Below are 25927 nucleotides of genomic sequence, written 5' to 3'. Positions count from 1 at the left end.
CGGGAGAAGACGATGACCAAGCTGCGCTGGATTGCTCTATTCTATATGGTTGCCCTGCTGGTGGCGGCCAGCCTCAATTACATACCCGGCCTGACGGATGCCGAGGGCCGCGCCTTCGGCATTTTCGCGCTCGATATCTTCGATGATCTGCTGCATCTGGTCTCGGCCCTCTGGGCGGGCATTGCCGCCTATCTCTCCAGCCGGGCAGCACGCAGCTTCCTGCTTTACTTCGGCGTTCTCTATCTCGGTGACGGGTTGCTGGGGCTGGCGACCGGATCAGGGTATCTCGATCTTGGGATTCTCAACTACGGCATCCAGGATCTGCCTTTCGGCTTCAAGATACTCGCCAACCTGCCGCATATCGCGCTGGGCGGCGGGGCCGTGCTGTCGGCCTATCTGTTTCGCCGGGAGGCCTGACGCATGAAGTTTTTCTTGCGCGCCTTGAAATGGCTGGTGGGCCTGGCGGTGCTCGGCATCGTGCTTCTCCTGCTGCCGGTCGGCTATGTCGAGACCTTCTGCAAGGCCAATCCCGAGGAGCAGAGTTTCCGGCCGCTGATCACCGAGCCGGAGTTTCAGCGCGCCGAGGCCAACAGTTACCTGACCTATCCCGAATGGCATATCGTCTATGCCTATGAAGGGCTTGCCCATGTGCTTGCGACCGATGACGAGCATGCCTTCGGTTATCTGCGCAGCGTCACCAGCTTCTGGTCGTCGTTCTGCGCGCTCAATCAGCAAGCCGGCCGTCATGGCGGAGCGGATGGGGCGACCCGCAGCACGATCCATGTGATCGGCGTCAGCTTCACGCTCGAAATGGCGATGAAGGCGGCCTATGAGGAAACGTTCGGCCATCTCTTCGCGCTGCTCCGCGGCCCGGACAAGACGCCGCAGGATCTTTATGCGGCGCGCATGGCGGAAGACTATGGCCGCTTCCTGCATCAGACGCCGTGGTACAAGTACGATTTCCAGAGCGCCATCGACGGGCTCTGGGCCGAGCCGGCCGACAGCCTGCGCGGCTGGGAGCGCCGGCTGGCGCTGGGCGGTGAATGGAAGGCGAAGGTCGCCTATGCCAGCGCGATCGCGCAGGCCGTGATGGCAACCGGCGAGGCGAAGCTGACGATTCGCTCGGTCGTCAGGGGGCTGCCGGTGACCGAGCTCTCGGCGATCCCCGATGTGACGATCATCCAGGAAACGCCGGCCTATCTGGTCATCGAGACGCCGCGGTACCGGGCCTTCACCGACATCCTGCGGCAGATCGTCGATCGCGGCGGCATGGTCAGCGAGATCGCCGGCAATGACGATATCATGGTGTCGGTGGTAACCGAGAGCGCCGACGCCAAGCCGGTCTTCGACAGGGCCGAGGTGATTTCGCGCATCCACCGCGATGGTTTTGCCGGCGACCGCTTGTTGTTGAAGGTGAAGGTTGCCGATCTGGCGGCGCTGTTTGCCGAAGTGAAGGCCGGGCAGGCGACGCTCGAACATGTCTATGACTATTGAGGCCGGCGCAGGCTCGAGGGACCGTGCCTTCGGCCCTCGGCTTGCCCGCAGCCTCGCTGTGCTGGTTGCCCTTTTGGCCGGCTGGATTGTCGCCATGGCTGTCGTCACCGCGCTGGCCGGGCCGCTGGTGCCGGCGGTCATCGTCATCGGTCCGACGGCGGCCTCGGGTCTGCCAGAAGGCGCCGGCATGCTTGGCGGCGGTCCGCGCCGCGTGATCGTGACGGGCGAGGCGCCGCATTTCGTGCGCAGTCTTTATGCCTCCGGTGCCTGGCTGGTGCTGCCGGCGCTGCGCAACGGGTGCCTTGATCTGGGTCGCTGAGCCGTCGGTCAAAACAGCAATCCGCGGCCTTTCGACCGCCCATCGCTCTTTGATGCGCAAATGTCGCGTCCCGTATTGCCCTTGCCGAAACGGAACGCTAAGACCCCTTTGCATCAACCCGTCAGGAGCCTGCAGTCATGTCGAACACCGATGCCTTCTTTTCCCGTACGCTTGCCGACACCGATCCGGAAATCTTTGGCGCGATCGAGAAGGAACTGGGTCGCCAACGTCACGAGATCGAGCTGATCGCCTCGGAAAACATCGTCTCCCGCGCCGTTCTCGAGGCGCAGGGTTCGATCATGACGAACAAGTATGCCGAGGGCTATCCGGGCAAGCGCTATTACGGCGGCTGCCAGTTCGTCGACATCGCCGAGGAACTGGCGATCGAACGGGCCAAGAAGCTGTTCGGCGTCAACTTCGCCAACGTCCAGCCCAATTCCGGTTCGCAGATGAACCAGGCCGTGTTCCTCGCGCTGCTGCAGCCGGGTGACACCTTCATGGGTCTCGATCTGAACTCCGGGGGCCACCTGACCCACGGTTCGCCGGTCAACATGTCCGGCAAGTGGTTCAACGTCGTCTCTTACGGCGTACGCGAAGGCGACAACCTGCTCGACATGGATGCGGTTGCTGAATCTGCCCGCAAGCACAAGCCGAAGCTCATCATCGCCGGCGGCACCGCCTATTCCCGTATCTGGGACTGGAAGCGTTTCCGCGAGATCGCCGACGAAGTCGGCGCCTGGCTGATGGTCGACATGGCCCACATCGCCGGCCTCGTTGCCGGCAACCAGCATCCGTCGCCGTTCCCGCACTGCCACGTCGCCACCACCACGACCCACAAGTCGCTGCGCGGCCCGCGCGGCGGCATGATCCTCACCAATGACGAGGATCTGGCGAAGAAGTTCAACTCGGCCGTCTTCCCCGGCCTGCAGGGTGGCCCGCTGATGCACGTCATCGCCGCGAAGGCCGTGGCCTTCGGCGAAGCACTGCAGCCGGAATTTCAGGATTACGCCGCCCAGATCGTCAAGAACGCCAAGGCGCTGTCCGAGACGCTGGTGGCCGGCGGCCTCGACATCGTGTCGGGCGGCACCGACAACCATCTGATGCTGGTCGACCTGCGTAAGAAGAACGCCACCGGCAAGCGTGCGGAAGCAGCTCTCGGCCGCGCCTACGTCACCTGCAACAAGAACGGTATCCCGTTCGATCCGGAAAAGCCCTTCGTCACCTCCGGCGTCCGTCTCGGCACGCCGGCCGGCACGACCCGCGGCTTCAAGGAAGCCGAGTTCCGCGAGATCGGCAACCTGATCGTCGAGGTTCTCGACGGCCTGAAGGTGGCCAATTCCGACGAGGGCAATGCTGTCGTCGAAGCATCGGTGCGCGAGAAGGTCGTGGCTCTCACCGGCCGCTTCCCGATGTACCCCTACATGTAAGGAAAGCGCATGCGTTGCCCGTTCTGCGGTTCGGAAGATACCCAGGTCAAGGATTCCCGTCCGGCGGAGGATAACACCTCCATCCGCCGGCGGCGTATCTGCCCCGACTGCGGTGGTCGCTTCACGACGTTCGAACGGGTCCAGCTGCGCGAGCTGATGGTGCTCAAGAAGACCGGCCGCAAGGTCCTGTTCGACCGCAACAAGCTGGTGCGGTCCTTCCAGATCGCGCTTAGGAAGCGCCCTGTCGACAACGAGCGCATCGAGCGCGCGGTATCCGGCATCGTTCGCCGGCTGGAGAGTTCCGGCGAGACGGAAATCTCCTCGGAGGAAATCGGCCTGCAGGTTCTCGAGGCGCTGAAGAGCCTCGATGACGTCGGCTTCGTCCGCTACGCCTCGGTCTATCGCGACTTTTCCCATGCCGAGGACTTCGAGAACGTGATCGCCGAGATCAACGCCAAGATTTCCCGCGACAGCGGCGTGGAGTGAACCTTGGCCGGGGCGCCCGATGACGAGTGCTTCATGGCGGAGGCCATCCGCCTGTCCCTGCGCAATCTCGGACGCACCTCCACCAATCCCTCCGTCGGTTGCTTGATCGTCAAGGACGGCGTGATCGTCGGTCGCGGCGTGACCGCCGTGGGCGGCCGGCCCCATGCCGAAACCGAGGCGCTGGCCGATGCCGGCGAACGGGCAGGGGGGGCGACAGCCTATGTCACGCTCGAACCCTGTTCCCATCGCGGCAAGACCCCGCCCTGCGCCGATGCCCTGATCGCCGCCGGCGTCGCCCGCGTCGTCGTGTCGGTGACCGATCCCGACGAACGTGTCTCGGGCCGCGGCCTGAAGATGCTAGAGAATGCCGGGATCGCGGTGACGACCGGCGCGCTCGAAGCCGAGGGGCGGCGTGCGTTGGCCGGCTATCTCATGCGCCAGACAAAGGGGCGCCCCTATGTGATTGTGAAGCTTGCGGTTTCGCGGGACGGCATGATCGGCCGAAAGGGCAGTGGGCAGGTGGCGATCACCGGGCCGGCCGCCCGCGAACAGGTCCAGGTGCTGCGTGCCGAGACCGATGCCATTCTGGTCGGCATCGGCACCGCCCTGGCGGACGATCCTCTGCTGACCGTCCGGCTGGAAGGGCTTGAGGACCGTTCGCCCACCCGCATCGTGCTCGACCGCCATCTCGACCTGCCGCTCTCCTCGAAGCTGGTGTCCACCGCCCGGGACGTCCCGCTGATTGTCGTCCGCGGCGTCCCGGACGAAAGCGATCGAGGCGGGCAGGCTGCCGATATGCTGGCGGCGCGGCGGACTGCGCTCGAGGAAAAGGGCGTGGAGGTCCTGGAGGCCGCCGATCTCGCGGACCTGCTCTTTGCCCTCGGCAGTCGGGGCATCTCGTCTCTGCTGGTGGAGGGCGGCGCGCGCGTCGCGGCCGATTTCCTTGCGGCCGATCTGGTGGACGAAATTCAGCTCTATCGGGGTTTGCCGGAGATCGGCGCCGACGGCATCGCTTCGCCCTTGACCATCGACACCATCCCAACGCGCTTCAAGCCTCTGCGCAGCCTGCAACTGGGGCCGGACAGGTTGGACGTCTTCGAACGGGCGCAAACCGCCTGACGAAGAATGGCCCGACTGTCAGGCAGCCGGGCCTCGTTCTTGGTCGTCGCGTGATGGGGATCAGGCGACGGCGATCAGGTCTTCTTCATCATCGCGCTGACGGCCGCCGATGGCGGCAGCAACGGCTGCAATGAACGCGCCGATCATCAGCGATACGGCGCCGGCCAGGGCAATGGCGGTCGCCGCCTTCTTGGCCGTATCGGCTGCTTCCCTGGCTTCGGTCTTCGCGGCCTCGATATTGGCGAGCGTCTGATCGACGCGAGCCTTGGCATCCGCTTCCGAAAGGCCGGTGCGCGAGGCAACCACCCGGTCGAGATAGGCGCGGTCGTCTGCCGGCATTTCGCCGCGCAGGGTGCCGTTGACGAGGATGCGCGAGACTTCGGCGGTGACGCGTTCGTCGGTCTGCACCGCCGGCGGCGTTGCCGGATCGGCGGGGCGCAGGATGGCATCGGCGAAATAGTCGACCGAGAAGCCGGCACCATCGTCGCTTGCATTTGCCGCTGCGGTGACACCGGCAGTCCCGGCGGCGCCGACAGCCGTCGCCGTCGCGCCGGCAACCGTGCCTGCGGCGGATGCGATGACCGAGCTCAGCAGGCCGGCAACGAGGATGGTCGAGAGTGCCCAGGACAGGAAGCCGTGGGCAGTGTCACGGAAGAACACTTCGTCGGTGCGAACGCCGACCCACTTGGTGCGCAGCCGGCCGGTCATGTAGCCGCCGAAGGCAGCAGACAGCCACTGGACCAGAACCAGCCAGACCGCCGTCGTCCAGCCGATCGCCCCCAGCGACGCGCTTTCTCCGCTCCAAGGCGACACCATTGTCAGGCCGAGGCCAGAGCCGATGAGCGTCAGGATGAGGGTGATGGCGGAGGCAGCCAGCGCGCCGGCGATGATCGACTTCAGCGAGACGGCCGAAACCGCGGATTCCACCGGCATCAATGTCGGGGAAGGGGAGACTGGAGTGGACATGCAGCCTCCTACCGCCAGAAAAGCATGATGAGAATGATGAACGGGAGCGGAACCCCCAGGAGCCAAAGCAAAATACCGCGACCCATGATCTACCTCCTGTCGGCCTTGCCGAGCTTCGATTGTACTTCCCAGCCGCGCCCAGGCGGCGTGGCGGTCTCGGTAAGAACACCGGTTCGCACCTTTTGTTCCACCGCGCCGCAGGCACCGATCCGCTCGTCCGTTTCGATGCCCCTCGGGTCCGCTTTCGGCCGTGCCGGTGAAAAACACTTGCCAAGCCCGGTGTGCCGTGGTTTGACCGCGCTTCATCCTGCATTGCGCCGAATTCTCTTGAAAACCGGGGTCGAGATCATGGCTAAGAAGAAATCTGCACCGCATCTCCTGATTGTTGAGGCACGGTTCTACGACGACATGTCCGATGCTCTTCTCGACGGAGCCAAGACGGCTCTCGACGAGGCCGGCGCCACCTATGACATTGCGACGGTTCCGGGCGCGCTCGAAATCCCGCCGGCAATCTCCATGGCACTCGACGCCGCCGATGAAGAGGGCGTCCAGTACGACGGCTTCGTCGCCCTCGGCATGGTCATCCGCGGCGAGACCTATCACTTCGATATCGTCTCGAACGAATCCTCGCGTGCGCTGATGGATCTGTCGGTTTCTGAATCGCTGCCCATCGGCAACGGCATTCTGACGGTGGAGAACGAAGAGCAGGCCTGGGCACGCGCCCGCCGCTCGGAAATGGACAAGGGCGGCTTTGCTGCCCGCGCGGCGCTGGCGATGATTGCGCTGAAGAAGAAACTGGGTAACTGAACGAATATGTCGACGGAAGAAAACCAGCCGGTCAAGACTGCCAACCAGCGGGGCGCAGCGCGCCTCGCCGCCGTGCAGGCGCTGTATCAGATGGATATTGGCGGCACCGGCGTGCTGGAAGTGGTCAGCGAATATGAGACCCATCGCCTCGGTCAGGAAGTCGACGGCGAAACCTATCTGAAGGCGGATGCTTCCTGGTTCCGCTCGATCGTCGCCGGCGTGGTGCGCGACCAGACGGTTATCGATCCGATGATCGCCGCGGCACTTCAGGACGACTGGGCGCTGTCGCGCATCGACAGCACGGTCCGCGCCATCCTGCGGGCAGGCGTCTTCGAACTGCTCGAGCGCAAGGACGTGCCGGTTCCTGTCATCGTCACCGAATATGTCGAGATCGCCCGCGCCTTCTTCGAAGACGAGGAACCCAAGCTCGTCAACGCCGTGCTCGACCGGATCGCCAAGCAGGTCCGCGGCCCCGCCAAGAAGTAATCTCAAGGATCAGGACATGGCCGCTCACGAGTCGCAAGGGTTGGACGGCCAGTTGCGCGCGGCCAAGCGCAACGTGTCGATCCTCGCCGTGGCCCAGTCGATCCTCGGATCGGCGGCGCCGTTGAGCTTTTCTGTCGGCGGTCTCGCCGGCTTCCAGCTGCTCGGCGCCGACAAGTCGCTGGCGACCGCGCCTTTGACCGGCTTCAATGTCGGCGTGGCGCTCGGTGCGATCGTCGTCGCCGCCGCGTCTCGTTTTCTCGGCCGGCGCGAGAGCTTCATGGTCGGAGCGCTGATGGGTGCCATCGGCGGTTCCGTGGCGGCCCTTGCGCTTTTCCGTTCCGAATTCTGGCTCTTTGCCTTCGGCCTGATGCTGATCGGCCTCTCCGGCGGCTTCACCCAGAAGATCCGCTTTGCCGCCGCCGATGCCTCTCCGAGCTTCTACAAGGGCAAGGCGATCTCCTGGATCCTTGCCGGCGGCATCGTCTCGGCCATCGTCGGCCCGCAACTGGCGATCTGGCTCAAGGACTGGATGGAGCCGGTGACCTTTGCCGGCGCGTTCATGGGCCTTGTCCCGCTGATGCTGCTCGCCATCGTCGTCCTGTCCTTCCTGAAACTGCCCGACACCTCGTCGAAAACCGCGGGCAGCGAACCCGCCCGCCCGCTGCGCGAGATCGTCATGACGCAGCGATTCGTCACCGGGATGATCTGCGGCATCAGCTCCTACGCCCTGATGACCTTCATGATGACCGGTGCGCCGCTTGCCATGGTTGTCGGCTGCGGCTTCTCCTCCGATCTGGCGACGCTCGGCATCCAGTGGCACGTGATCGCCATGTTCGCCCCGAGCTTCTTCACCGGCATGCTGATCTCCCGCTTCGGCACGGAAAAGGTTGTCGCCGCCGGTCTGCTGATCCTGATGAGCTGCGCCATCGTCGCCCATATGGGGGTCGAGCTGTGGAACTTCTGGCTGGCCCTCGTCCTCCTCGGCATCGGCTGGAACTTCGGCTTCATCGGCGCAACCGCGATCGTCGCCTCGAGCTATCGGCCGCAGGAGGCCGACAAGGTCCAGGGCTTCCACGACATCATCCTGTTCGGCACCGTGGCCCTTTCCTCCTTCTCGTCCGGCAAGGTCTTCTCGGCCTTCGGCTGGTCGGTGATGAACCTCGTGATCTGGCCCGTGACCATCATCTGCCTGATCCTGGTCGTGCTGCAGATGCGTGCAGCCTCCCGCAAGGACCGCGCCTGACCCCATCCTGCTGCGACATCGGCGGGGCTTGACGTTAGGGAATCCGCAACGCAATCTCGCCGCAAGTCGGGCAGCTTCCGGAGGAGGGGCCGAGCCTGACGTCACCGCCCGCGGGGAGTGAGGCGCGGGCAATACGGGAGGTATTGCGAATGACAGTGCTTTTAGGCGTCATATTTTGCGGTTTGCTGTCGGTAGCCTATGCAATCTGGGCGACACGCTCGGTGCTGGCGGCCGATCAGGGCAATGCCCGCATGCAGGAAATTGCCGGTTATATTCGTGAAGGGGCGCAAGCCTATCTCGCCCGCCAATACCTCACCATTGCAATCGTGGGCGTCGTCGTCTTCGTGGGTGCCTGGCTGCTGCTGTCGGCGACGGCGGCGATCGGCTTCCTCATCGGTGCCGTTCTGTCCGGCGCTGCCGGCTTCATCGGCATGCACGTCTCGGTGCGCGCCAATGTGCGCACGGCCCAGGCGGCATCCCAGAGCCTGGCCGCCGGCCTGGACATCGCCTTCAAGTCCGGTGCGATCACCGGCATGCTGGTCGCTGGTCTCGCGCTGCTCGGCGTCTCCATCTACTTCTACATCCTGACCGTGGTGCTCGGCCATGAGAGCGGTTCGCGCGAAGTCATCGACTCGCTCGTCGCACTCGGCTTCGGCGCCTCGCTGATCTCGATTTTCGCCCGTCTCGGCGGCGGCATCTTCACCAAGGGTGCGGACGTCGGCGGCGACCTCGTCGGCAAGGTCGAGGCCGGCATTCCCGAAGACGATCCGCGCAACCCCGCGACCATCGCCGACAATGTCGGCGACAATGTCGGCGACTGCGCCGGCATGGCCGCCGACCTGTTCGAGACCTATGCGGTCTCGGTCGTCGCCACCATGGTTCTGGCCGCCATCTTCTTTGCCGGTTCGGCCGTCCTCGACATCGCGATGATCTATCCGCTTGCCATCTGCGGCGCCTGCATCATCACCTCGATCATCGGCACCTTCTTCGTCAAGCTCGGTACGAACGGCTCGATCATGGGCGCCCTCTACAAGGGCCTCATCGTCACCGGCGCGCTGTCGATCCTCGGTCTCGGTGCCGCGACCTCGCTGACCATCGGCTGGGGCTCGATCGGCACTGTCGCCGGCATGGACATCACCGGCTGGAACCTGTTCATCTGCGGCATTCTCGGCCTCGTGGTCACCGCGCTGATCGTCGTCATCACCGAATACTATACCGGCACCAACAAACGGCCGGTCAACTCGATCGCGCAGGCCTCGGTCACCGGCCACGGTACGAACGTCATCCAGGGTCTTGCCGTTTCGCTGGAATCGACGGCGCTGCCGGCAATCGTCATCGTCGGCGGCATCATCTCGACCTACCAGCTTGCCGGCCTGTTCGGCACGGCGATCGCGGTGACCACCATGCTCGGCCTTGCCGGCATGATCGTCGCCCTCGACGCCTTCGGTCCCGTTACCGACAATGCCGGCGGCATTGCCGAAATGGCCGGCCTGCCGTCGGAAGTGCGCAAGTCGACCGACGCGCTCGACGCGGTCGGCAACACGACCAAGGCAGTCACCAAGGGCTACGCGATCGGTTCGGCGGGTCTCGGCGCGCTGGTTCTGTTCGCCGCCTATTCCAACGACCTGCAGTTCTTTGCCGCCAACAGCGACAAGTATCCGTATTTCGCCAACATGGGCGACATTTCCTTCAGCCTGGCCAACCCCTATGTCGTGGCCGGCCTGATCTTCGGTGGTCTCATTCCCTACCTGTTCGGCGGCATCGCCATGACAGCGGTCGGCCGGGCAGCCGGTTCGATCGTCGAGGAAGTGCGCCGGCAGTTCCGCGAGAACCCCGGCATCATGCTGGGAACGGTCAAGCCTGACTACGGCCGGGCTGTCGACCTGCTGACCAAGGCCGCGATCCGGGAAATGATCATTCCCTCGCTGCTGCCGGTTCTGGCGCCGCTTGTCGTCTATTTCGGTGTCTTGCTGATTTCCGGCTCCAAGGCCTCGGCCTTCGCCGCCCTCGGCGCCTCGCTGCTCGGCGTCATCGTCAACGGCCTGTTCGTGGCGATTTCGATGACCTCGGGCGGTGGCGCCTGGGACAATGCCAAGAAGAGCTTCGAGGACGGCTTCGTCGACAAGGATGGCGTCAAGCACCTGAAGGGCTCGGATGCGCACAAGGCATCGGTCACCGGTGACACGGTCGGCGATCCCTACAAGGATACTGCCGGCCCGGCTGTCAATCCGGCGATCAAGATCACCAACATCGTCGCCTTGCTGCTGCTCGCCGTTCTGGCGGGCTGACGCCGGGCGAGCAGTCGCTGGACAAACAAAGAACCGCGGGAGCATGCTTCCGCGGTTTTCTTTGTTTTTGTGTATTCCGAGTGGCTGTTACTGGCCGCCGAGGATGTTCTTGACGCTGTTGGCTGCGCCGCCGCCGCCGGAGAGGATCTGCTGCAGGAAGGTGAGATCCTTGCCGCCCGTCGGCGTGGTGCGCGAGATCATGTCGAAGACCTTGCCGTCCTTCAAGGTGTAGTTGGCGCGCTGCGAAACAACGCCGTCCTTGTCGAAATAGATCGCCAGAATCTGCTGCTCGACCAGCTTCTGCTTCATGAAGGCAACCGCGCGCGTACGCTTCTGCGAGATGTAATAGAACACTTCGCCATCGAAGGTGGCCGTCGTCGAGGGCGTGCCGAGCGACAGGATGACCTGCTCGCGGCTCGAGCCGACCGGCACGAGTTCAAGCGCGTCCTGATCGATGACGTAGCCGTTGTGAAAGACTTCCGAGGTCGTGCAGCCCGTCAGGCTGGCGATCGATAGGGCGAGGGCGAGGGCAGTGCAGCCGAGAACTTTTCTGTCCGATCCGAGATACCGCATTTCCAACCACACGTCTCCAATGACTCCAAGCGGCCGCCCGACGGGATCGGCCGCAAACCTGATGCGCATACCATTGTGGCCTTTCCGGGGACAAAGCCTCCACTGCCTGGCCCTTGTTCGGACGAAGCGGCCAGCGACCCGGTGACGGCCACGAGGATCGGGCCGGACGGCAGAAACGGCATTGCAATTCACGTCTGCTTCGGTAAACCAGCTTTCGCAATCATGCAACACGACCCGGAGCAGGCGAGCCCGTTCCCGTGGTTCTTTTTGGTGAAATGAATGCTATTCGGGTACTTCCGACAGAAAAAGCATAACCGGATCATCGTTGAGCGACAGTATGCGGCATTGACCGCGACGGCGCGCACGCCGGTATTCTATGCGGAACTCGGCGTGCCCGATACGGTGATGGGCCGCTTCGAAATGCTGTCGCTGGTCCTGATTCTCTATTTCCGCCGCACCAGACAGTCGGCGCGCGGCGGTCAGGAGATCGCCCAGGAGATCATCGATGCCTTTTTCGAGGACGTCGATCATTCCATTCGTGAACTCGGCATCGGCGACCAGGGCGTGCCGAAGCGGATGAAGAAGCTCGCCGGCATGTTCTTCGGCCGGCTGGAGTCCTATGCGGCGGCACTCGATAAAGATGACGGCGACCTGTTGGCGTCGGCCCTTCGGCGCAATATATATCCGCAAATAGGTGACGCCGCGCCGAACATGGCCGGTCTCGCCGAATGGATGATGGACGCGGAACGCAAGCTTCGCGCCCTCGAAGAGGAGGTCGTCGTGACCGGTACCGTCCGGCTCGATACCCCTGGAGGTTTGCTCTGAAATGACTTCGCACAAGAAGGACGCCGATGCATCGGCTTTCTCCTATCTGGTGAAGGTTGGCCATGTCTCGGCCAATCCGGTCCGGGTTCATGTCGAGGCGGATGCGCGCGAATGCAAGGCGCTCGCCGACGTGTGGAAGGTGGAGGCGGTCAATCGGCTCACCGCCGATCTGCAGATCAATCGCTGGAAGAAGGACGGCATCCGCATCCGGGGCCAGGTCGACGGCGAGGTGGTTCAGGCCTGTGTCGTGACGCTTGAACCGGTGGTTTCGGAGATCAGACAGGAAATCGATCAGATCTTCGTCCCCGAAGGTTCCAAGCTCGCTCGCATCGCCGCCGACGAGGCCGGCGAAATGGTGCTCGATCCGGACGGACCGGACCTGCCCGAGAGCTTCGTCGGCGACACGATCGATGCCGGTGCCCTGGTTGCGGAATTCGCAGCCCTTGGCATTGATCCCTATCCGAAGAAGCCGGGCGCGCAATTTGCCGGACATATCGAGAGCAATGAGGCAGACGATCGACGCCCGTCGCCTTTCGCTGCGCTGAAGGACTGGAAAAAGGACTAATCGCGGCCACAACTTCGGTGAATTGGGTTGTGCGGTACGGCGAAACCGGTATTTTGGCCGAAATTTCGCCGGGCAGCGAATAAGAAGGATCGGGCATAAGTGATCAGAATTTCTCTTGACGTCATGGGGGGCGACTTCGGCCCCGAAGTCGTCATTCCCGGTGCTGCCAAGGCGCTGGAGCGGCATCCCGACATCCAGTTCATTCTGTTCGGCCAGCAGGAGCGCTGTCTCCCGCTCATCGCCCAGTATCCGAAGCTCAAGGAAAAGTCGGTCTTCCATCATTGCGACGTCGCCGTCGCCATGGACGAGAAGCCAAGCCAGGCGCTGCGCCGCGGCCGCTACATCTCGAGCATGTGGCGCTCGATCGAGGCGGTGAAGACCGGCCAGGCCGACGTCGTCGTCTCAGCCGGCAATACCGGCGCGCTGATGGCCATGGCCAAGTTCTGCCTGCGCACCATGGCGACGATCGAACGGCCCGCCATCGCCGCCATTTGGCCGACCCTGTCGGGCGAAAGCATCGTGCTCGACGTCGGGGCCACCATCGGCGCCGATGCCCAGCAGCTGCTTGACTTCGCCCTGATGGGCGGCGCCATGGCGCGCGCCCTGTTCGAGGTCGAGCGTCCGCTCGTCGGCCTGCTCAATGTCGGCGTGGAAGAGATCAAGGGGCAGGAAGAAGTCAAGGAAGCCGGGCGCATGCTGCGCGAGGCTGGTCTCGACACCATCGACTATTACGGCTTCGTCGAGGGCGACGATCTCGGCAAGGGCACGGTCGACGTGGTCGTCACCGAAGGCTTCACCGGCAATATCGCGCTGAAGACCGCCGAAGGCACGGCACGCCAGATCGCCGAATACCTGCGTGCCGCCATGTCGCGCACGCTGCTCGCCAAGATCGGCTATCTGTTCGCCAAGGGCGCCTTCGACAAGCTGCGCGAGAAGATGGATCCCCGCAAGGTCAATGGCGGCGTCTTCCTCGGCCTGAACGGCATCGTCATCAAGAGCCACGGCGGCACCGATGCCGAAGGCTTCGCCGCAGCCATCGATGTCGGCTACGACATGGCGCGCAACGGCCTGACGCAGAAAATCGAAAACGATCTGAAGAAGTATCATGCCCGGCACCCGTCTTCCGCGGGTCCGGAAGCTGCATGATCGACGGGGTAAGGAAGACAATGATCCGTTCTGTTGTTCGCGGTTTCGGGGCGGCGCTCCCGAAGCGGGTGGTGACCAATCGCGAATTGGAGGAGATGGTCGATACCTCCGACGAATGGATCGTGCAGCGCACGGGCATTCGCCAGCGCTACGTCGCCGGCGAGGATGAAACCACCGCCTCGCTGGGCGCCGAGGCAGCCCAGAAGGCGCTCGACAATGCCGGCCTGACGATCGCCGACATCGACCTGATCATCTGCGCGACCTCCACGCCAGACAACACCTTTCCCGCGACGGCGGTGAACATCCAGAACCGTCTCGGCATGCATCACGGCTTCGCCTTCGACCTGCAGGCGGTCTGTTCCGGTTTCGTCTATGCTGTGTCGACCGCCGACCTGCACATCCGCGGCGGCATGGCGAAGCGCGTGCTGGTGATCGGCGCGGAAACCTTTTCCCGCATCCTCGACTGGACGGATCGCACCACCTGCGTGCTGTTCGGCGACGGCGCCGGCGCGCTCATCCTGGAGGCGGGCGAGGGCGCTGGCAGCACTGCCGACCGCGGCGTTCTGACCTCTCAATTGCGCTCGGACGGCGTCCACAAGGAAAAGCTCTATGTCGATGGCGGCCCCTCGACGACCGGCACGGTCGGCCATCTGCGGATGGAAGGGCGCGAAGTCTTCAAGCATGCGGTCGGCATGATCACCGACGTGATCGAGGCGGCCTTCGATGCGACGGGGACTGTTGCGGATGACGTCGACTGGCTGGTGCCGCATCAGGCCAACCGGCGAATCATCGATGCTTCTGCCAAGAAGCTCGGCATTCCGCTCGAAAAGGTCGTCGTCACCGTCGATCTGCACGGCAACACTTCGGCGGCCTCGATTCCGCTGGCGCTTTCGGTCGCTGCGGCCGACGGACGCATCAAGAAGGGCGACCTCGTCATGCTCGAAGCGATGGGCGGCGGCTTCACCTGGGGCGCCGTTCTGCTGCGCTGGTAGCAACACGACTCGAAATAGAGGATTTTTAACAAGCGCTTGACCGGCACGCCCAAGGGCAATACTCTCTGGCGACTTCAACAAGATCATTGATTTAAGCGGACGAGAACCATGGCCGGTAAGACAGTGACGCGAGCAGATTTGGCGGAATCAGTCTTTCGCAAGGTGGGTCTCTCCCGTACCGAGTCGGCCGAACTGGTCGAAACCGTGATCGACGAGATCTGCAACGCCATCGTCCGCGGCGAAATGGTCAAGCTTTCTTCCTTTGCGACCTTCCAGGTTCGCAGCAAGAACGAGCGGATCGGCCGCAATCCGAAGACGGGCGAAGAGGTTCCGATTTCGCCGCGCCGGGTGATGACCTTCAAGGCGTCCAACGTTCTCAAGCAGCGCATTCTGCGTTCGCATCTTCAACGCAAGGCGAAGCAGAAGCCGCAGAACCCGGCCACCTGACCGAGAAAGTCGTGGAACAGTCGGGTCGGCCTGTCGTGTTGCTTGAAATTTCCGGTGTAAATCGTTGAAATAGCCGCGAGTCGCGGCGTTCGCGTGCAATGCCTGTGCAGGAGCGGTAGGATGCAATTGGACAAGAGCCCGGACGCCTTCCGCACCATCAGCGAGGTTGCCGACGATCTCGATCTCCCCCAGCACGTTCTGCGTTTCTGGGAGACGCGTTTTCCGCAGATCAAGCCGATGAAGCGCGGTGGCGGTCGCCGCTACTATCGCCCGGACGATGTCGAACTGCTGAAGGGCATCCGCCACCTGCTCTACGATCAGGGTTACACGATCAAGGGCGTGCAGAAGCTTCTGAAGACCAACGGCAACAAGTTCGTCATGGCGGTTGCCACCGGCGATGTGGCAACCATGGAAGCGCTGATGGCCACGGGGGCGGCCAAGGGGGACGAGCCCAAGCTCGGCCCTCCCGAGGAGGACCAGATCGTCGGCCGGCCCAAGGTCAAGGCCAGCGGGCGATTCTTCGGTTTCGGCGGCAGCGACGACGATATGCCGGAAATCTCCGTCGGCAAGGGAAGTTCGGTCGGCAAGGAAGACCGGGCGCTGCTTCAGGAAGCCCTGTTCGACCTCCTGGAATGCAAGCGCCTGCTCGACCAGGTGCGGTGAGGGAGAAGCCGCTTGGTAAAATCGTCGCTTTTTCCCCTTGCGTGCCGATGCCCTTGCCATTATGGAGAACGTGCTTTGCAAAAAGCAGGTCGGGGCGTAGCGCAGCCCGGTAGCGCACTTGACTGGGGGTCAAGGGGTCGCGTGTTCGAATCACGCCGTCCCGACCAATAATTTCTTGATATCCCAGCAGAATTCAGAATGCCGCCTCTGGCGGCCTTCTGCGTTTTTGGGCTTTGCTTTTTCCCCGGCGAGTTGCCGGCGATCCGCACGGTCAAGACGTCCTGGGAACTCTGTTTCACCCTGCGTTTTCGGGCTTCGAGCGCGAAGTCTCCTCAGAGCTTGCCGACGTCGACAGATGTCCCGGACGCAATCTCCGGTTTGAGGCCTTACTTTTGACATGTCTCAAAGGCGATGATTGCGTCCCTGTTCGTCATGAGGTTGCGATGCTTTATCTCTCCGTTTTCGGTTTCAGTTTTGATCGGTACAACCAGACATTCTACGCCGACGCTTCGGTGGACTTCTCCTATTACGATCCGCAGACAGGCGAAGACCTGAGCGACTGGAGCATCCAGACCACCATTGATGGATACTCGTCTGGCTCGGGCTATGGCGCCGGATACATGTCATTCGTCGCCTTCAGCGACTATGTCAGCACCGGTACCCACACGATTACCGTAACAGCCACCAGTGATTGGACCGGCGAGACTGACTATTGGAGCGCGAATCTGATCAACGACACGCGCGCGACATCTGGGCAGTACTACGCCGGCTCGACCGGCATCGATATCATCTTCGGCAGCGATTATGCTGACGACTACTATCTCGGTGGCGGCAACGACTTCGCCGAAGGCGGGGCTGGCAGTGACCTTCTCGATGGCGGATCCGGTGTCGATGAATTGCGCGGTGGATCCGGTGCCGATTTCATCTATGGCGGCACTGGTGCCGATGGAATGTGGGGCGATACCGGCAACGACACCTTCTTCGTCGAGAATTCCCAGGACAAGGTCTTCGAAGATTCCGGCGAAGGCTATGACCTCATCTACACCAGCGTGAGTTACGCACTTGCCGCCGGTGAACATATCGAGGGCCTTAGAACCTCGAACGATAACGGCACGGCATCGATCAACCTGACCGGTAACGAACTGGCCAATACCCTGGTCGGTAACGCAGGAGCCAACATCCTCAACGGACGGGCCGGCGCGGACGGCATGTTCGGCTTTGGCGGGGATGACACCTACATCGTCGACAATGCGGGTGATACGGTCACCGAAGCCGCCGGAGGCGGCGTGGACCTGGTGAGGTCTTTCGTCACCTACACACTCTCGGCCAATGTCGAAATACTGTCTCTGGAAGGCGGCGCGTCGATCTATGGTATCGGCAACGACCTGGCCAACACGCTTCTCGGCAACAACGCCGCAAACATCCTGAACGGCAGAGCCGGCGCCGACCGCATGTCGGGCTATGGCGGCAACGACACCTATGTCGTCGACAACGCCGGCGACGTGGTGCGCGAGGATGCAGGTTCGGGGATCGATACCGTGCAGACGGCGATCAGCCGCAATCTCGAGGCCAATGTCGAACGTATGACGCTGCTGGGGACTGCAAACCTCAACGCGGGCGGGAACTCACTTGCCAACGTGATTGTCGGCAACTCGGGTGCGAACCGGCTGAATGGCGGCACCGGCAGTGACACGCTGACCGGCGGCCAGGCGAACGACGTCTTCGTATTCAGTTCGGCGCTTGGCTCGTCCAACATCGATACCATCACCGATTTCTCCAATTCCGGCGGCAACAACGATACCATCTGGCTCGAGAACAGCATTTTCACCGCGCTGACGGCGACGGGCGTACTTGCGTCGGCTGCCTTCAAGAACCTCGACCTTGCGGCGGCGGACAGCAGCGACCGGATCCTCTACGACCAGGACCACGGCGATCTCTATTATGACCGCGATGGTTCCGGAACGGCTTACAGCGCAATCAAGATCGCCGAGATCTCGAACTTCGCGACGCTCACCTATACCGACTTCTCCGTCATTTAGTTTGCGGCATTGAGCGCCTTCAGGGCGCGGCGCTGTCATCCGCGGGCTCCTGCAAGGGCCTGCGGACCTGCCCAATGTGCCTGCTGCTCTTCCAAGGCGCGATATCCCGGCAACATCCGGAAATGTTCGGAAGGAAAAACGCCCGCCAGCGGGCGTCTTTTTTTGTGGGCATGGAACCTTCCGCCCTATAATTGCTGCATCGCAACATTATATAGGCTAACAATTGAAGCCCGCTGGATGGGAACCGGAGCGCGCGGCGGGGCTTTACACGCGGAGTGATACTTCGAAATTTCGAAAAGGATTTCCTTTTTCATGCGCCTCAAGATTCCCATGCCGTTGTCCTTCATCCTCGGCCAGCAGAAAAAGCTGCAGAAGAAGATCCTGAAGGCCATGCCTTCACTGCCGGTTGCCGCGCCGGCGCGCACCGTGCGCGCCAGGACGCCGCGCACGGTGCGTGCCCGCCTGCAGGAGGTTACCGGCTTCGGCACCAATCCCGGCCATCTGCGCATGCTGGAATATGTGCCGCCCAAGGCAGGCAAGGGGGCGCCGCTTGTCGTCGTCCTGCACGGCTGCCTGCAGTCGGCCGATGATTTCGACAAGGGCAGCGGCTGGAGCTCGCTCGCCCGCGAGGGCGGTTTCGTGCTGCTCTATCCGGAACAGCGCAAGTCCAACAATCCCAATCTCTGCTTCAACTGGTTCCGCCCCAGCGCCGTCGCGCGTGATCGCGGCGAACTGATGTCGGTGCGCCAGATGATCGACAATGCCTGCGAGCGGCATCATGTCGACAAGAAGCGCATCTACGTTCAGGGTCTCTCGGCCGGCGGGGCCATGGCGTCTGCCCTTCTTGCAACCTATCCGGAGCTGTTCGCCGGCGGCCAGATCGTCGCCGGACTGCCTTACGGGGCGGCGCGCGATGCGATGTCGGCTCTATCTGTGATGAATTCCGGGGTCAGCCGTTCCCCGCGTGAGTGGGGCGACCTGGTGCGTGCCGTCACGCCGGAGGTGAAGAAGCGGCCGGTGGTTTCGATCTGGCACGGAACGGCGGATCGCGTTGTCTCGGTCGCAAATGCCCGCGCCACGCTGGCGCAATGGCTGGATGTCTATGGCCTTGACGAGGCCGACGGCAAGGCCGTGACGATCAAGGGCCAGGGGGCGAGGATCTGGTGTGACGCGGCTGGCAAGCCGCTGATCGAGTTCTGCCTGATCGACGGTCTCGGCCATGGTCTGCCGATCATGTCGAAGAGATCGGCCACGGCGAAGGCGAGCATGCCGTACATGCTGGAGGGTGGCATCAGCGCTCCTACCCATATGAGCCGGGCCATCCTTGCGAGCCGCTGAACCGTTTGTTTGATCTTACGTCGTGCTATGAAAAAGCCCGGAGAACCCGGGCTTTTGCTTTCCGCAAACCTGTGCCGGCCGTGGAGCGCCGCGCCGGCCGTAGCCGGAGGCCTTCAATTCTCCTGGATCGTCACGCCGTCGCGTCCGATCGTCATTTCAACACCCTTGGGCTTTGTCTCTTCGCGGTAGAGATAAATGCCGAGGCCGACGACGACCACGGCCAATGCGCCGATGACCAGGTAAAGACCGTTGTTCCGATTCATGCATAGCTCCTGTCAGGTGTGATGGGCGATAAATCGGCAGACGCGAATTTGTTCCCTGCGATGGCAGGATTCAGCCGTCGTTGGTCGCGTTGAGATTTTCCGGCCGCAGGCCTTCGCCGGTGTCGTGGCGTGCGACAAGCCTTACGCCCATGCCGCCGGGCGGACAATCTCCGTCGGCCAGAAAGGCGATGCCCGCCCTCTCCAGGGCGCCGCGAAGCGTGAGCAGCGTCGCCTGGTCGAGCGTCGCTGCCTTTTCGTCCTCGACCTGGAGGATCATAAAGGCCGACACGCCGCTTTTCGCTGAAAGCTGGTCGACGCTGAGGCCGAGGAGCGCGCGTGCGGCGCGGATCTGTGCGGGTGTGATCATGACAGCGAATATGGCGGATATGCCGGAAAAATCAATCGCGCGCTTGTCTGCCTGCCAATGCCTGCCGGTAGACGTCGAGCGTCTGGTCGACCATGGCGTCCACGCCATAACGGCTGCTGCGCTCGCGCGCCGCGGCGGCCAGTCGGGCGCGTGTTGCCGCGTCGCAGAGCCTCGCCATGGCCGTGGCAAGCGGCGCGGTATCGTCGGTGTTCGGCACGACGAAGCCGTTGACATCATGATCGAGCACGTTCGACGTTCCGCCGACATCGGTGAGGATTAACGGCAGGCCGGCTGCGGCACCCTCCAGCATGACATAGGACATCGCCTCGTAGCGGCTGGTCATGACGAGCACGTCGATCGCCTGCGTGGCTTCCGAGCCCGGTAGGTCGGCATTGATGACGACGCGGTCCGCGATACCCGCAGCGGCGATCTGGCGCCGCACGTCGGGTTCCAGTTCACCGCTGCCGATGATCAGCAGGCGGGCTTCGGGCACGGTCCCGGCGATTGCGGCAAAGGCTGTGATGAGGCGTTCCGGCGCCTTCTGGGCGGAGAGACGGCCGATGAAGCCGAATACCAGGGCATCCTGGGGAATTCCGAATTGCCCGCGGATGTCCGCGCGGCGACCGGTCGGCATGATCCCGACCCCGTTGACGACGACGGCGAGCTTGGTCGCCGGAATGCCGAGTTCAAGCGCGTGGTCGTATTCGTTCTGCGAGACGCAGATCAGCCGGTCGGTCAGGAAACGTCCAAGGACGCCCTCGATCGCGCCGAAGACCAGGCGACCCTTCGACGACAGCGTCGGGTCCATGGTGCGGAAGGCATGCGGCGTGTAGATGCGCGGAACATGCGGGCCGGGCAGGCGGAGACGGGTCAGCGCGCCAGCCTTGGAACTGTGTCCGTGGATGATGTCGAAGGGACCTTCGTCGCGGATCAGGCGGTGGAGCGCCCGCCAGGAGGAGAAATCCTTAGGACCCACCGCCCGTAACATGGGGAGGGCGGTCACCTTGGCCAGATCGAGCGCCATGAGTTCGCGCACGAAACGCTCCTCCGCCCGGACCGGGGAATAGACCGCTGTCACGGCATGGCCGCGTGCCTGCAGGCCGGCACACAGGTCGACGAAATGGCGGCCGGAGCCGCCGCCGCTTGGTTCGAGCACTTCGAGGATACGCAAGGGGGTCTCGTTCTTTGGCATGGGTCAGGCAGGGGCGGGGCTTCGCCGCAGCATCCGCTGGTGACGCCATTCCAGCGCACCGCAGCCCCAGACGATCCCGAGCAGCAGGTAGAAATGCCGCCAGTGGTCGGTGTCGATGACATTGCCGATGATCACGTGGCCGACGATGACGATCCAGGCGATCATCAGATAGGGTTGCCATGGGCGGTCGCGCAGCAGGAAGCGGAAGCCGATCGATAGCGTCCAGACCATCATCGCGATGTAGGACAGGAAGCCGAGCCAGCCATAGGTGGTGAGCGACTTCAGCCAGATATTGTGCTCGTCCTCGGGGAAGATCTCGCTGAATACCATCGGCCCGATGCCGAGCGGATTTTCCATCATCATCAGAAAGCCGATGCGATGCCGGGCGAAACGGCCGAGATGGCCGCCGTCATAATCCTTGACGAGGGTTGTGCGGTCGAGGAACAGGTTGCGCACCTGTTCGAACTGGAGTGCGACGACCACCGCGACGACCAGCAGCGCGACGGCCGCCAGCGACAGGAGCAGGATCTTGAGCCGGAAGGCACCCGTCCGCTCCTTCAGAAGCAGGATGAAGACGAGCGCGACGGCGGAAATCAGGAACAGCGCCCAGGCGGCGCGGGAAAACGAGAGGAACACGCCGAGCGCGATGATGAGCAGGCCGGCGACCCTGAGCGGAGCGGAGGAAAGCTTGCCGGTCAGGAGGCCGTGCATCAGGTAGAGGGCCGGTGCGATCAGGAAGGGGCCGAAGACGTTGGGATCCTGGAAGGCGCCCTTGGCGCGGTCATAGAGAGTGAAGGCCTCAGCGCCCGGAAAGGCGTGGAAGTAGCCGAGGATGCCGAGCAGTGCGGTGATGATCGCCGCCGCCACCCAGGCCTGGAAGATCAGGCGAAGGCGCTGGTGGCGGTCCTCGATGATAGCCGCGTAGAAGACCGAGGTGAGGGCCAGGAAGGTGGAGACCGCCAGATACATTGGCCCGGTCCCGAGATCCTTCATCACGGTCAGGGACAGGATGCCGCCCACATTGAACGTCAGCAGGAAGGCCAGAAGCGGGGCCACGGCGCGCGAGATCTTCAGGCCGAGCAAGAACCAGACGGCGACCTGAACGACCATCAGCAGTTCGTAGGGCGCCGGTTCCGACATGACGAAGCCGGAGAGAAAGACGCCGCAGGCCACTATCGCCGAGCCGAGCATCATCAGGACCGCAATCTGCGGCCTGAAAGCAACGGGATACTGGGCGTCGATCGTGCTCAATAGGCGTTTTCCGTGTTGAGCAGGCGGAACGGCGTGAGGAACAGGATCTTCAGGTCGAACAGCAGCGACCAGTTCTCGATATAGTAGAGGTCGTAGGCGGTGCGGAACTTGATCTTGTCGTCATTGTCCACCTCGCCGCGCCAGCCGTTGATCTGGGCCCAGCCGGTGACGCCGGGCTTGACCCTGTGGCGGGCGAAATAGCCCTCGACCACTTCGCCGTAGAGGCGGTCGTGGGTCTGGGCCATGACGGCATGCGGACGCGGGCCTACGAGCGAGAGATCGCCGCGCAGCACGTTGAAGATCTGCGGCAGTTCGTCGATCGAGGACTTGCGGATGAAACGGCCGACGGGGGTCACGCGCGGGTCTCCCTTGGTGACGGCCAGGCGTGCCGTCGGGTCGCTCATTTCCGTATACATCGAACGGAACTTCAGGACGTTGATGACCTCGTTGTTGAAGCCGTGCCGCTTCTGGACGAAGAACACCGGCCCCTTGGAGGTCGCCTTGACGGCGATCGCCGCGCCGATGAAGACCGGCCAGAGCAGCAATAGCGCCACGATGCTGAAGAAGATGTCGAAGCCGCGCTTGGCAACCGAGTCCCAGTCGCGGATCGGCTTGTCGAGGATGTCGAGCATCGGTACCGCGCCGACATGCGAATAGGAGCGCGGACGGAAGCGCAGGCTGTTCGAATGGGCGGCGAGACGGATATCGACCGGCAGCACCCAGAGCATTTTCAGGAGCTGCAGGATGCGCGCTTCGGCCGAAAGCGGCAGCGCGATGATCAGCATGTCGATATGGGCAAGCCGGGCGAACTCGACGAGTTCGGCGATCGTACCGAGCTTCGGGTAGCCCGCGACCACGTCCGGTGAACGCGCGGATCCCCGGTCGTCGAAGATGCCGCAGATGCGGATGTCGTTCTCCGGCTGCTGTTCCAGCGCGCGGATGAGGTCCTTGGCCGGCTTGCCGCCGCCAACCACCACGGCTCGGCGCTCCATGATGCCATTGCGGGCCCAGCGACGGATGCCGAAGCCGACGAGGCTGCGTTCGACGAACAGGAAGGCGAGGCCAAAGCCGTACCAGGAGACGAGCCAGTCGCGAAAATCGAAGCCGCCGGCGCGAAACATGAAGAGGGCAAGCGCCACCAGGGCCGTGGCAAGCGTCCAGCTGCCGGCGATGCGCGGCAGGGCGCGAAGCGGCGTGCGGAGCGCCGAGACCTGATAGCTGTCGGCAATCTGCATGAACAGCACTGCAACGGCAGAGCCCGCCAGGCCGATGACGAGATCGGTGAGGAAACGGGAGGACGGATCGTTGAAGAGGAAATAATGAACCGCAAGCCCGATCGCGAACAGGCTGACGAGTTCCAGCAGGCGCAACTGGCCGGTGATGATCGAGGGCGAATAGTTCTCCTCGCTGAACTGCGTGGCAATCTGCTTCGCCAGCGGATTGATCTCCGCCTCTTCGCCGGTTGCAGGCGCGGTCGTCCTGTCAGCGTCGCCGCTTTCGGAGACCTTCCGGCGCAAGGCGTCGATATCGAACTGTTCCGGCTTTTCCATCTGGTTCATCGCAATATCCCGCTCGTTGACGCGGGAGGATAGATGAGACTTGCTAAGAAACGTTTGAGAATTGGCGGCCGACAGGTCGACAACGGGCCAAGATTGGTTCAATTCGGCACAGAGCGGCCGCCGCGAGCCGTCGGTCCCGTTTGACACGGATCAGCAAAGCGTGGGACGGATCGTGCCATGGGGTGATCTGGCCCATCGGCCGATGCACAACGGGATGTTTGCCTATGGAAAAGAAACACGTCTTCAACTTCAGCTACTTCCTCTTCGCCTTTGCGCTCCTGATGGCCTTCCAGGCCTGGATCGGTTATCGCGACTACACCCAGCTGAGCTATAGCGACATGGTCCGCATGGTCGGCGAGGGCCGCATCGCCTCCGTGACGCTGACCGAAAGCAAGGTCGAGGGCGAATTCAAGGAGCCGGTCGACGGGCGCAAGTATTTCATCGCCAACCGCGTCGATCCCGAATTCGCCGCCCTGTTCGAAAAGGCCGGCGTCAAGATCACCGGCGCGAGCGACAACAACTGGCTGACCTCGATTCTCTCCTGGGTCCTGCCGGTCATCGTCTTCTTCGCGCTGTGGTCCTTCTTCTTCCGCGGCATTGCCGAGAAGCAGGGCATGGGCGGCCTGATCAACATCGGCAAGTCGCGCGCCAAGATCTATCTCGAACGCAAGACGGGCGTGACCTTCGACGATGTCGCCGGCATCGACGAGGCGGAAGCAGAGCTGCAGGAAATCGTCTCCTTCCTCAAGGACAAGGACCTCTACGGCCGGTTGGGCGCCCGCATTCCGAAGGGCATCCTGCTGGTCGGCCCGCCGGGCACCGGCAAGACGTTGATGGCGCGCGCTGTGGCCGGCGAGGCGGGCGTTCCCTTCTTCTCCATTTCGGGTTCCGAATTCGTCGAGATGTTCGTCGGCGTCGGTGCCGCCCGCGTGCGCGACCTCTTCGAGCAGGCACGGCAGGCGGCACCCTGCATCATCTTCATCGACGAACTGGATGCGCTTGGCCGCGCCCGAAATTCGTTTGGCGGCATGGGCGGCAATGACGAGAAGGAGCAGACGCTCAACCAGCTGCTCGCCGAACTCGACGGCTTCGACCCGCGCGTCGGCATCGTGCTGCTGGCGGCCACCAACCGCCCGGAAATCCTCGACCCGGCGCTGATGCGCGCCGGCCGTTTCGATCGCCAGGTGGTGATCGATCGGCCCGACCGGAAGGGCAGGGCGGCGATCCTCAAGGTCCACATGAAGAACGTCACCATTGCGCCGAGCGTCAGCGTCGACGAGATTGCCGGCCTGACCCCCGGTTTCACCGGGGCGGACCTCGCAAACCTGATCAACGAGGCGGCGATCCTTGCCACGCGCCGTGGCGGAACCACGGTGGCGATGGAGGATTTCGTCGCCGCCGTCGAGCGCATCATCGCCGGTGCCGAACGCCGCAGCCGGATCCTCAATGCAGACGAGCGCCGCCGCGTTGCCTATCATGAAATGGGTCATGCGCTGGTGGCGGCCGGGCTGCCCTCGGCCGACCCTGTGCAGAAGGTGTCGATCATTCCCCGTTCGATCGGTGCGCTCGGCTACACGCTGCAACGCCCGACCGAGGATCGTTTCCTCATCACCTTCGGCGAACTCAAGGACCGCATGGTGGTGCTGCTGGCGGGCCGCGCCGCAGAGGATCTGGTGTTCGGCGAAATCTCTACCGGTGCCGCCGACGACCTGGCCAAGGTGACCGACATTGCCCGCGAGATCGCCACGCGCTTCGGCATGGACGCTTCCGTCGGCCAGGCGGTGCTTGAGCCGCAGCGGCAGCAATGGCTGGACGACGGCCAGTTCCGGGTACGGCCGAAGGACTATTCCGAGGCGACGGCGCGCGAGGTCGACCTGGCCGTGCGCAAGATGATCGCGGAGGCCTACCAACAGGCCAAGCAGGCGCTCGAGGGCCGGATCGATGAGCTGAAAGAGGGCGCGAAACTGCTTCTGGAGCGCGAGACGCTGACACCGGAAGATTATGCACCGCTGAAACGGGTGGAGCCGGCATCGAAGCGGGCCGCCGAATAGGCTTGGCGGCTGCGCCGGACC

At 63.3% G+C, this 25927-nt stretch carries 26 protein-coding genes and 1 tRNA gene; 20 read left to right on the top strand and 7 right to left on the bottom strand.

Annotated elements, in window-relative coordinates; translation table 11 throughout:
• Positions 1 to 12 precede the first annotated feature (12 nt).
• The 6 genes from L867_RS0106030 to ribD all read left to right on the top strand — a co-directional run bounded on the left by L867_RS0106030 (position 13) and on the right by ribD (position 4845).
• Positions 13 to 417: a DUF4383 domain-containing protein gene (locus tag L867_RS0106030; protein WP_028736042.1), complete on the top strand. Its 405-nt coding sequence runs from the start codon at positions 13 to 15 to the stop codon at positions 415 to 417.
• Positions 418 to 420: 3 nt separating this feature from the next.
• The gene (locus tag L867_RS0106025; RefSeq protein ID WP_028736041.1) at positions 421 to 1494 is read left to right on the top strand and encodes a hypothetical protein; all 1074 of its coding nucleotides are present in this window, start codon (positions 421 to 423) and stop codon (positions 1492 to 1494) included.
• The gene (locus tag L867_RS0106020; protein WP_146086588.1) at positions 1478 to 1813 is read left to right on the top strand and encodes a hypothetical protein; all 336 of its coding nucleotides are present in this window, start codon (positions 1478 to 1480) and stop codon (positions 1811 to 1813) included. The genes L867_RS0106025 and L867_RS0106020 overlap by 17 nt, the downstream gene beginning before the upstream one ends.
• A gap of 137 nt (positions 1814 to 1950) precedes the next feature.
• Entirely contained in the window at positions 1951 to 3240 is a 1290-nt protein-coding gene (gene glyA / locus L867_RS0106015) for a serine hydroxymethyltransferase (RefSeq protein WP_028736039.1), read from the top strand.
• Between the two features lie 9 nt (positions 3241 to 3249).
• Entirely contained in the window at positions 3250 to 3726 is a 477-nt protein-coding gene (gene nrdR / locus L867_RS0106010) for a transcriptional regulator NrdR (RefSeq protein ID WP_028736038.1), read from the top strand.
• 33 nt (positions 3727 to 3759) lie between these two features.
• Positions 3760 to 4845, top strand: a complete 1086-nt coding sequence (gene ribD / locus L867_RS0106005) for a bifunctional diaminohydroxyphosphoribosylaminopyrimidine deaminase/5-amino-6-(5-phosphoribosylamino)uracil reductase RibD (RefSeq protein WP_104368037.1) — start codon at positions 3760 to 3762, stop codon at positions 4843 to 4845.
• Between the two features lie 60 nt (positions 4846 to 4905).
• Here the strand turns inward: ribD and L867_RS0106000 are convergent, their stop codons facing one another.
• Positions 4906 to 5811, bottom strand: coding sequence for a hypothetical protein (locus L867_RS0106000; protein ID WP_028736036.1), 906 nt, complete (start codon positions 5809 to 5811; stop codon positions 4906 to 4908).
• A 348-nt stretch (positions 5812 to 6159) separates the two neighbouring features.
• On the opposite strand from L867_RS0106000, the gene ribH reads away from it, so the two are divergent.
• The 4 genes from ribH to L867_RS0105980 all read left to right on the top strand — a co-directional run bounded on the left by ribH (position 6160) and on the right by L867_RS0105980 (position 10635).
• Positions 6160 to 6618 carry a 6,7-dimethyl-8-ribityllumazine synthase gene (gene ribH / locus L867_RS0105995; protein WP_028736035.1) on the top strand — a complete coding sequence of 153 codons (459 nt, stop codon included), beginning with the start codon at positions 6160 to 6162 and terminating at the stop codon, positions 6616 to 6618.
• 6 nt (positions 6619 to 6624) lie between these two features.
• Positions 6625 to 7104, top strand: coding sequence for a transcription antitermination factor NusB (nusB, locus tag L867_RS0105990; RefSeq protein WP_028736034.1), 480 nt, complete (start codon positions 6625 to 6627; stop codon positions 7102 to 7104).
• A 16-nt stretch (positions 7105 to 7120) separates the two neighbouring features.
• Complete coding sequence (locus tag L867_RS0105985) at positions 7121 to 8347, top strand: MFS transporter (RefSeq protein ID WP_028736033.1); 1227 nt, start codon at positions 7121 to 7123, stop codon at positions 8345 to 8347.
• Between the two features lie 149 nt (positions 8348 to 8496).
• Entirely contained in the window at positions 8497 to 10635 is a 2139-nt protein-coding gene (locus L867_RS0105980; RefSeq protein WP_028736032.1) for a sodium-translocating pyrophosphatase, read from the top strand.
• 87 nt (positions 10636 to 10722) lie between these two features.
• Here L867_RS0105980 and L867_RS0105975 read toward each other — a convergent pair whose 3' ends face one another.
• Positions 10723 to 11220 (bottom strand): outer membrane protein assembly factor BamE, encoded by a 498-nt coding sequence (locus tag L867_RS0105975; protein WP_028736031.1) that lies wholly within the window; start codon positions 11218 to 11220, stop codon positions 10723 to 10725.
• Between the two features lie 267 nt (positions 11221 to 11487).
• Here L867_RS0105975 and L867_RS0105970 point away from each other — a divergent pair, with 267 nt between their 5' ends.
• The 9 genes from L867_RS0105970 (at position 11488) to L867_RS0105930 (ending at position 19223) form a co-directional block, all read left to right on the top strand.
• Positions 11488 to 12033, top strand: coding sequence for a ubiquinol-cytochrome C chaperone family protein (locus L867_RS0105970; RefSeq protein WP_028736030.1), 546 nt, complete (start codon positions 11488 to 11490; stop codon positions 12031 to 12033).
• A gap of 1 nt (position 12034) precedes the next feature.
• Positions 12035 to 12598: a YceD family protein gene (locus tag L867_RS0105965; protein WP_028736029.1), complete on the top strand. Its 564-nt coding sequence runs from the start codon at positions 12035 to 12037 to the stop codon at positions 12596 to 12598.
• Between the two features lie 99 nt (positions 12599 to 12697).
• A complete protein-coding gene (gene plsX, locus L867_RS0105960) occupies positions 12698 to 13744 on the top strand; it encodes a phosphate acyltransferase PlsX (protein WP_028736028.1) in 1047 nt (348 codons plus the stop codon).
• 20 nt (positions 13745 to 13764) lie between these two features.
• Positions 13765 to 14736 (top strand): beta-ketoacyl-ACP synthase III, encoded by a 972-nt coding sequence (locus L867_RS0105955; RefSeq protein ID WP_028736027.1) that lies wholly within the window; start codon positions 13765 to 13767, stop codon positions 14734 to 14736.
• 108 nt (positions 14737 to 14844) lie between these two features.
• Positions 14845 to 15183, top strand: a complete 339-nt coding sequence (locus L867_RS0105950) for an integration host factor subunit alpha (protein ID WP_028736026.1) — start codon at positions 14845 to 14847, stop codon at positions 15181 to 15183.
• A 120-nt stretch (positions 15184 to 15303) separates the two neighbouring features.
• On the top strand, positions 15304 to 15846 hold the full coding sequence (locus tag L867_RS0105945) for a MerR family transcriptional regulator (protein WP_037172668.1): 543 nt from the start codon (positions 15304 to 15306) through the stop codon (positions 15844 to 15846).
• Positions 15847 to 15936: 90 nt separating this feature from the next.
• Positions 15937 to 16013, top strand: a tRNA-Pro gene (locus L867_RS0105940).
• A gap of 276 nt (positions 16014 to 16289) precedes the next feature.
• Positions 16290 to 17885, top strand: coding sequence for a calcium-binding protein (locus L867_RS24665; RefSeq protein ID WP_051438843.1), 1596 nt, complete (start codon positions 16290 to 16292; stop codon positions 17883 to 17885).
• Positions 17886 to 18197: 312 nt separating this feature from the next.
• Positions 18198 to 19223 carry an extracellular catalytic domain type 1 short-chain-length polyhydroxyalkanoate depolymerase gene (locus tag L867_RS0105930; RefSeq protein ID WP_028736024.1) on the top strand — a complete coding sequence of 342 codons (1026 nt, stop codon included), beginning with the start codon at positions 18198 to 18200 and terminating at the stop codon, positions 19221 to 19223.
• Positions 19224 to 19336: 113 nt separating this feature from the next.
• On the opposite strand, the gene L867_RS27670 is transcribed toward L867_RS0105930, so the two are convergent.
• The 5 genes from L867_RS27670 to L867_RS0105905 all read right to left on the bottom strand — a co-directional run bounded on the left by L867_RS27670 (position 19337) and on the right by L867_RS0105905 (position 23855).
• The gene (locus L867_RS27670; RefSeq protein ID WP_028736023.1) at positions 19337 to 19486 is read right to left on the bottom strand and encodes a hypothetical protein; all 150 of its coding nucleotides are present in this window, start codon (positions 19484 to 19486) and stop codon (positions 19337 to 19339) included.
• A gap of 70 nt (positions 19487 to 19556) precedes the next feature.
• The gene (locus L867_RS0105920) at positions 19557 to 19853 is read right to left on the bottom strand and encodes a helix-turn-helix domain-containing protein (protein WP_028736022.1); all 297 of its coding nucleotides are present in this window, start codon (positions 19851 to 19853) and stop codon (positions 19557 to 19559) included.
• A gap of 31 nt (positions 19854 to 19884) precedes the next feature.
• Positions 19885 to 21024 (bottom strand): glycosyltransferase, encoded by a 1140-nt coding sequence (locus L867_RS0105915; RefSeq protein ID WP_232363895.1) that lies wholly within the window; start codon positions 21022 to 21024, stop codon positions 19885 to 19887.
• Between the two features lie 24 nt (positions 21025 to 21048).
• Positions 21049 to 22296, bottom strand: coding sequence for an O-antigen ligase family protein (locus L867_RS0105910; protein ID WP_028736020.1), 1248 nt, complete (start codon positions 22294 to 22296; stop codon positions 21049 to 21051).
• Positions 22293 to 23855, bottom strand: coding sequence for an undecaprenyl-phosphate glucose phosphotransferase (locus L867_RS0105905; RefSeq protein ID WP_028736019.1), 1563 nt, complete (start codon positions 23853 to 23855; stop codon positions 22293 to 22295). The genes L867_RS0105910 and L867_RS0105905 overlap by 4 nt, the downstream gene beginning before the upstream one ends.
• Positions 23856 to 24079: 224 nt before the next feature.
• On the opposite strand from L867_RS0105905, the gene ftsH reads away from it, so the two are divergent.
• Positions 24080 to 25906, top strand: a complete 1827-nt coding sequence (gene ftsH / locus L867_RS0105900) for an ATP-dependent zinc metalloprotease FtsH (protein ID WP_028736018.1) — start codon at positions 24080 to 24082, stop codon at positions 25904 to 25906.
• Positions 25907 to 25927: the final 21 nt, after the last annotated feature.

Origin of the sequence: Paenirhizobium selenitireducens ATCC BAA-1503, assembly GCF_000518785.1 — a bacterium.
Taxonomy (GTDB): domain Bacteria; phylum Pseudomonadota; class Alphaproteobacteria; order Rhizobiales; family Rhizobiaceae; genus Allorhizobium; species Allorhizobium selenitireducens.
Note: the sequence above shows the minus strand (reverse complement) of the source record. Positions and strands in the feature narration are given on the sequence as shown.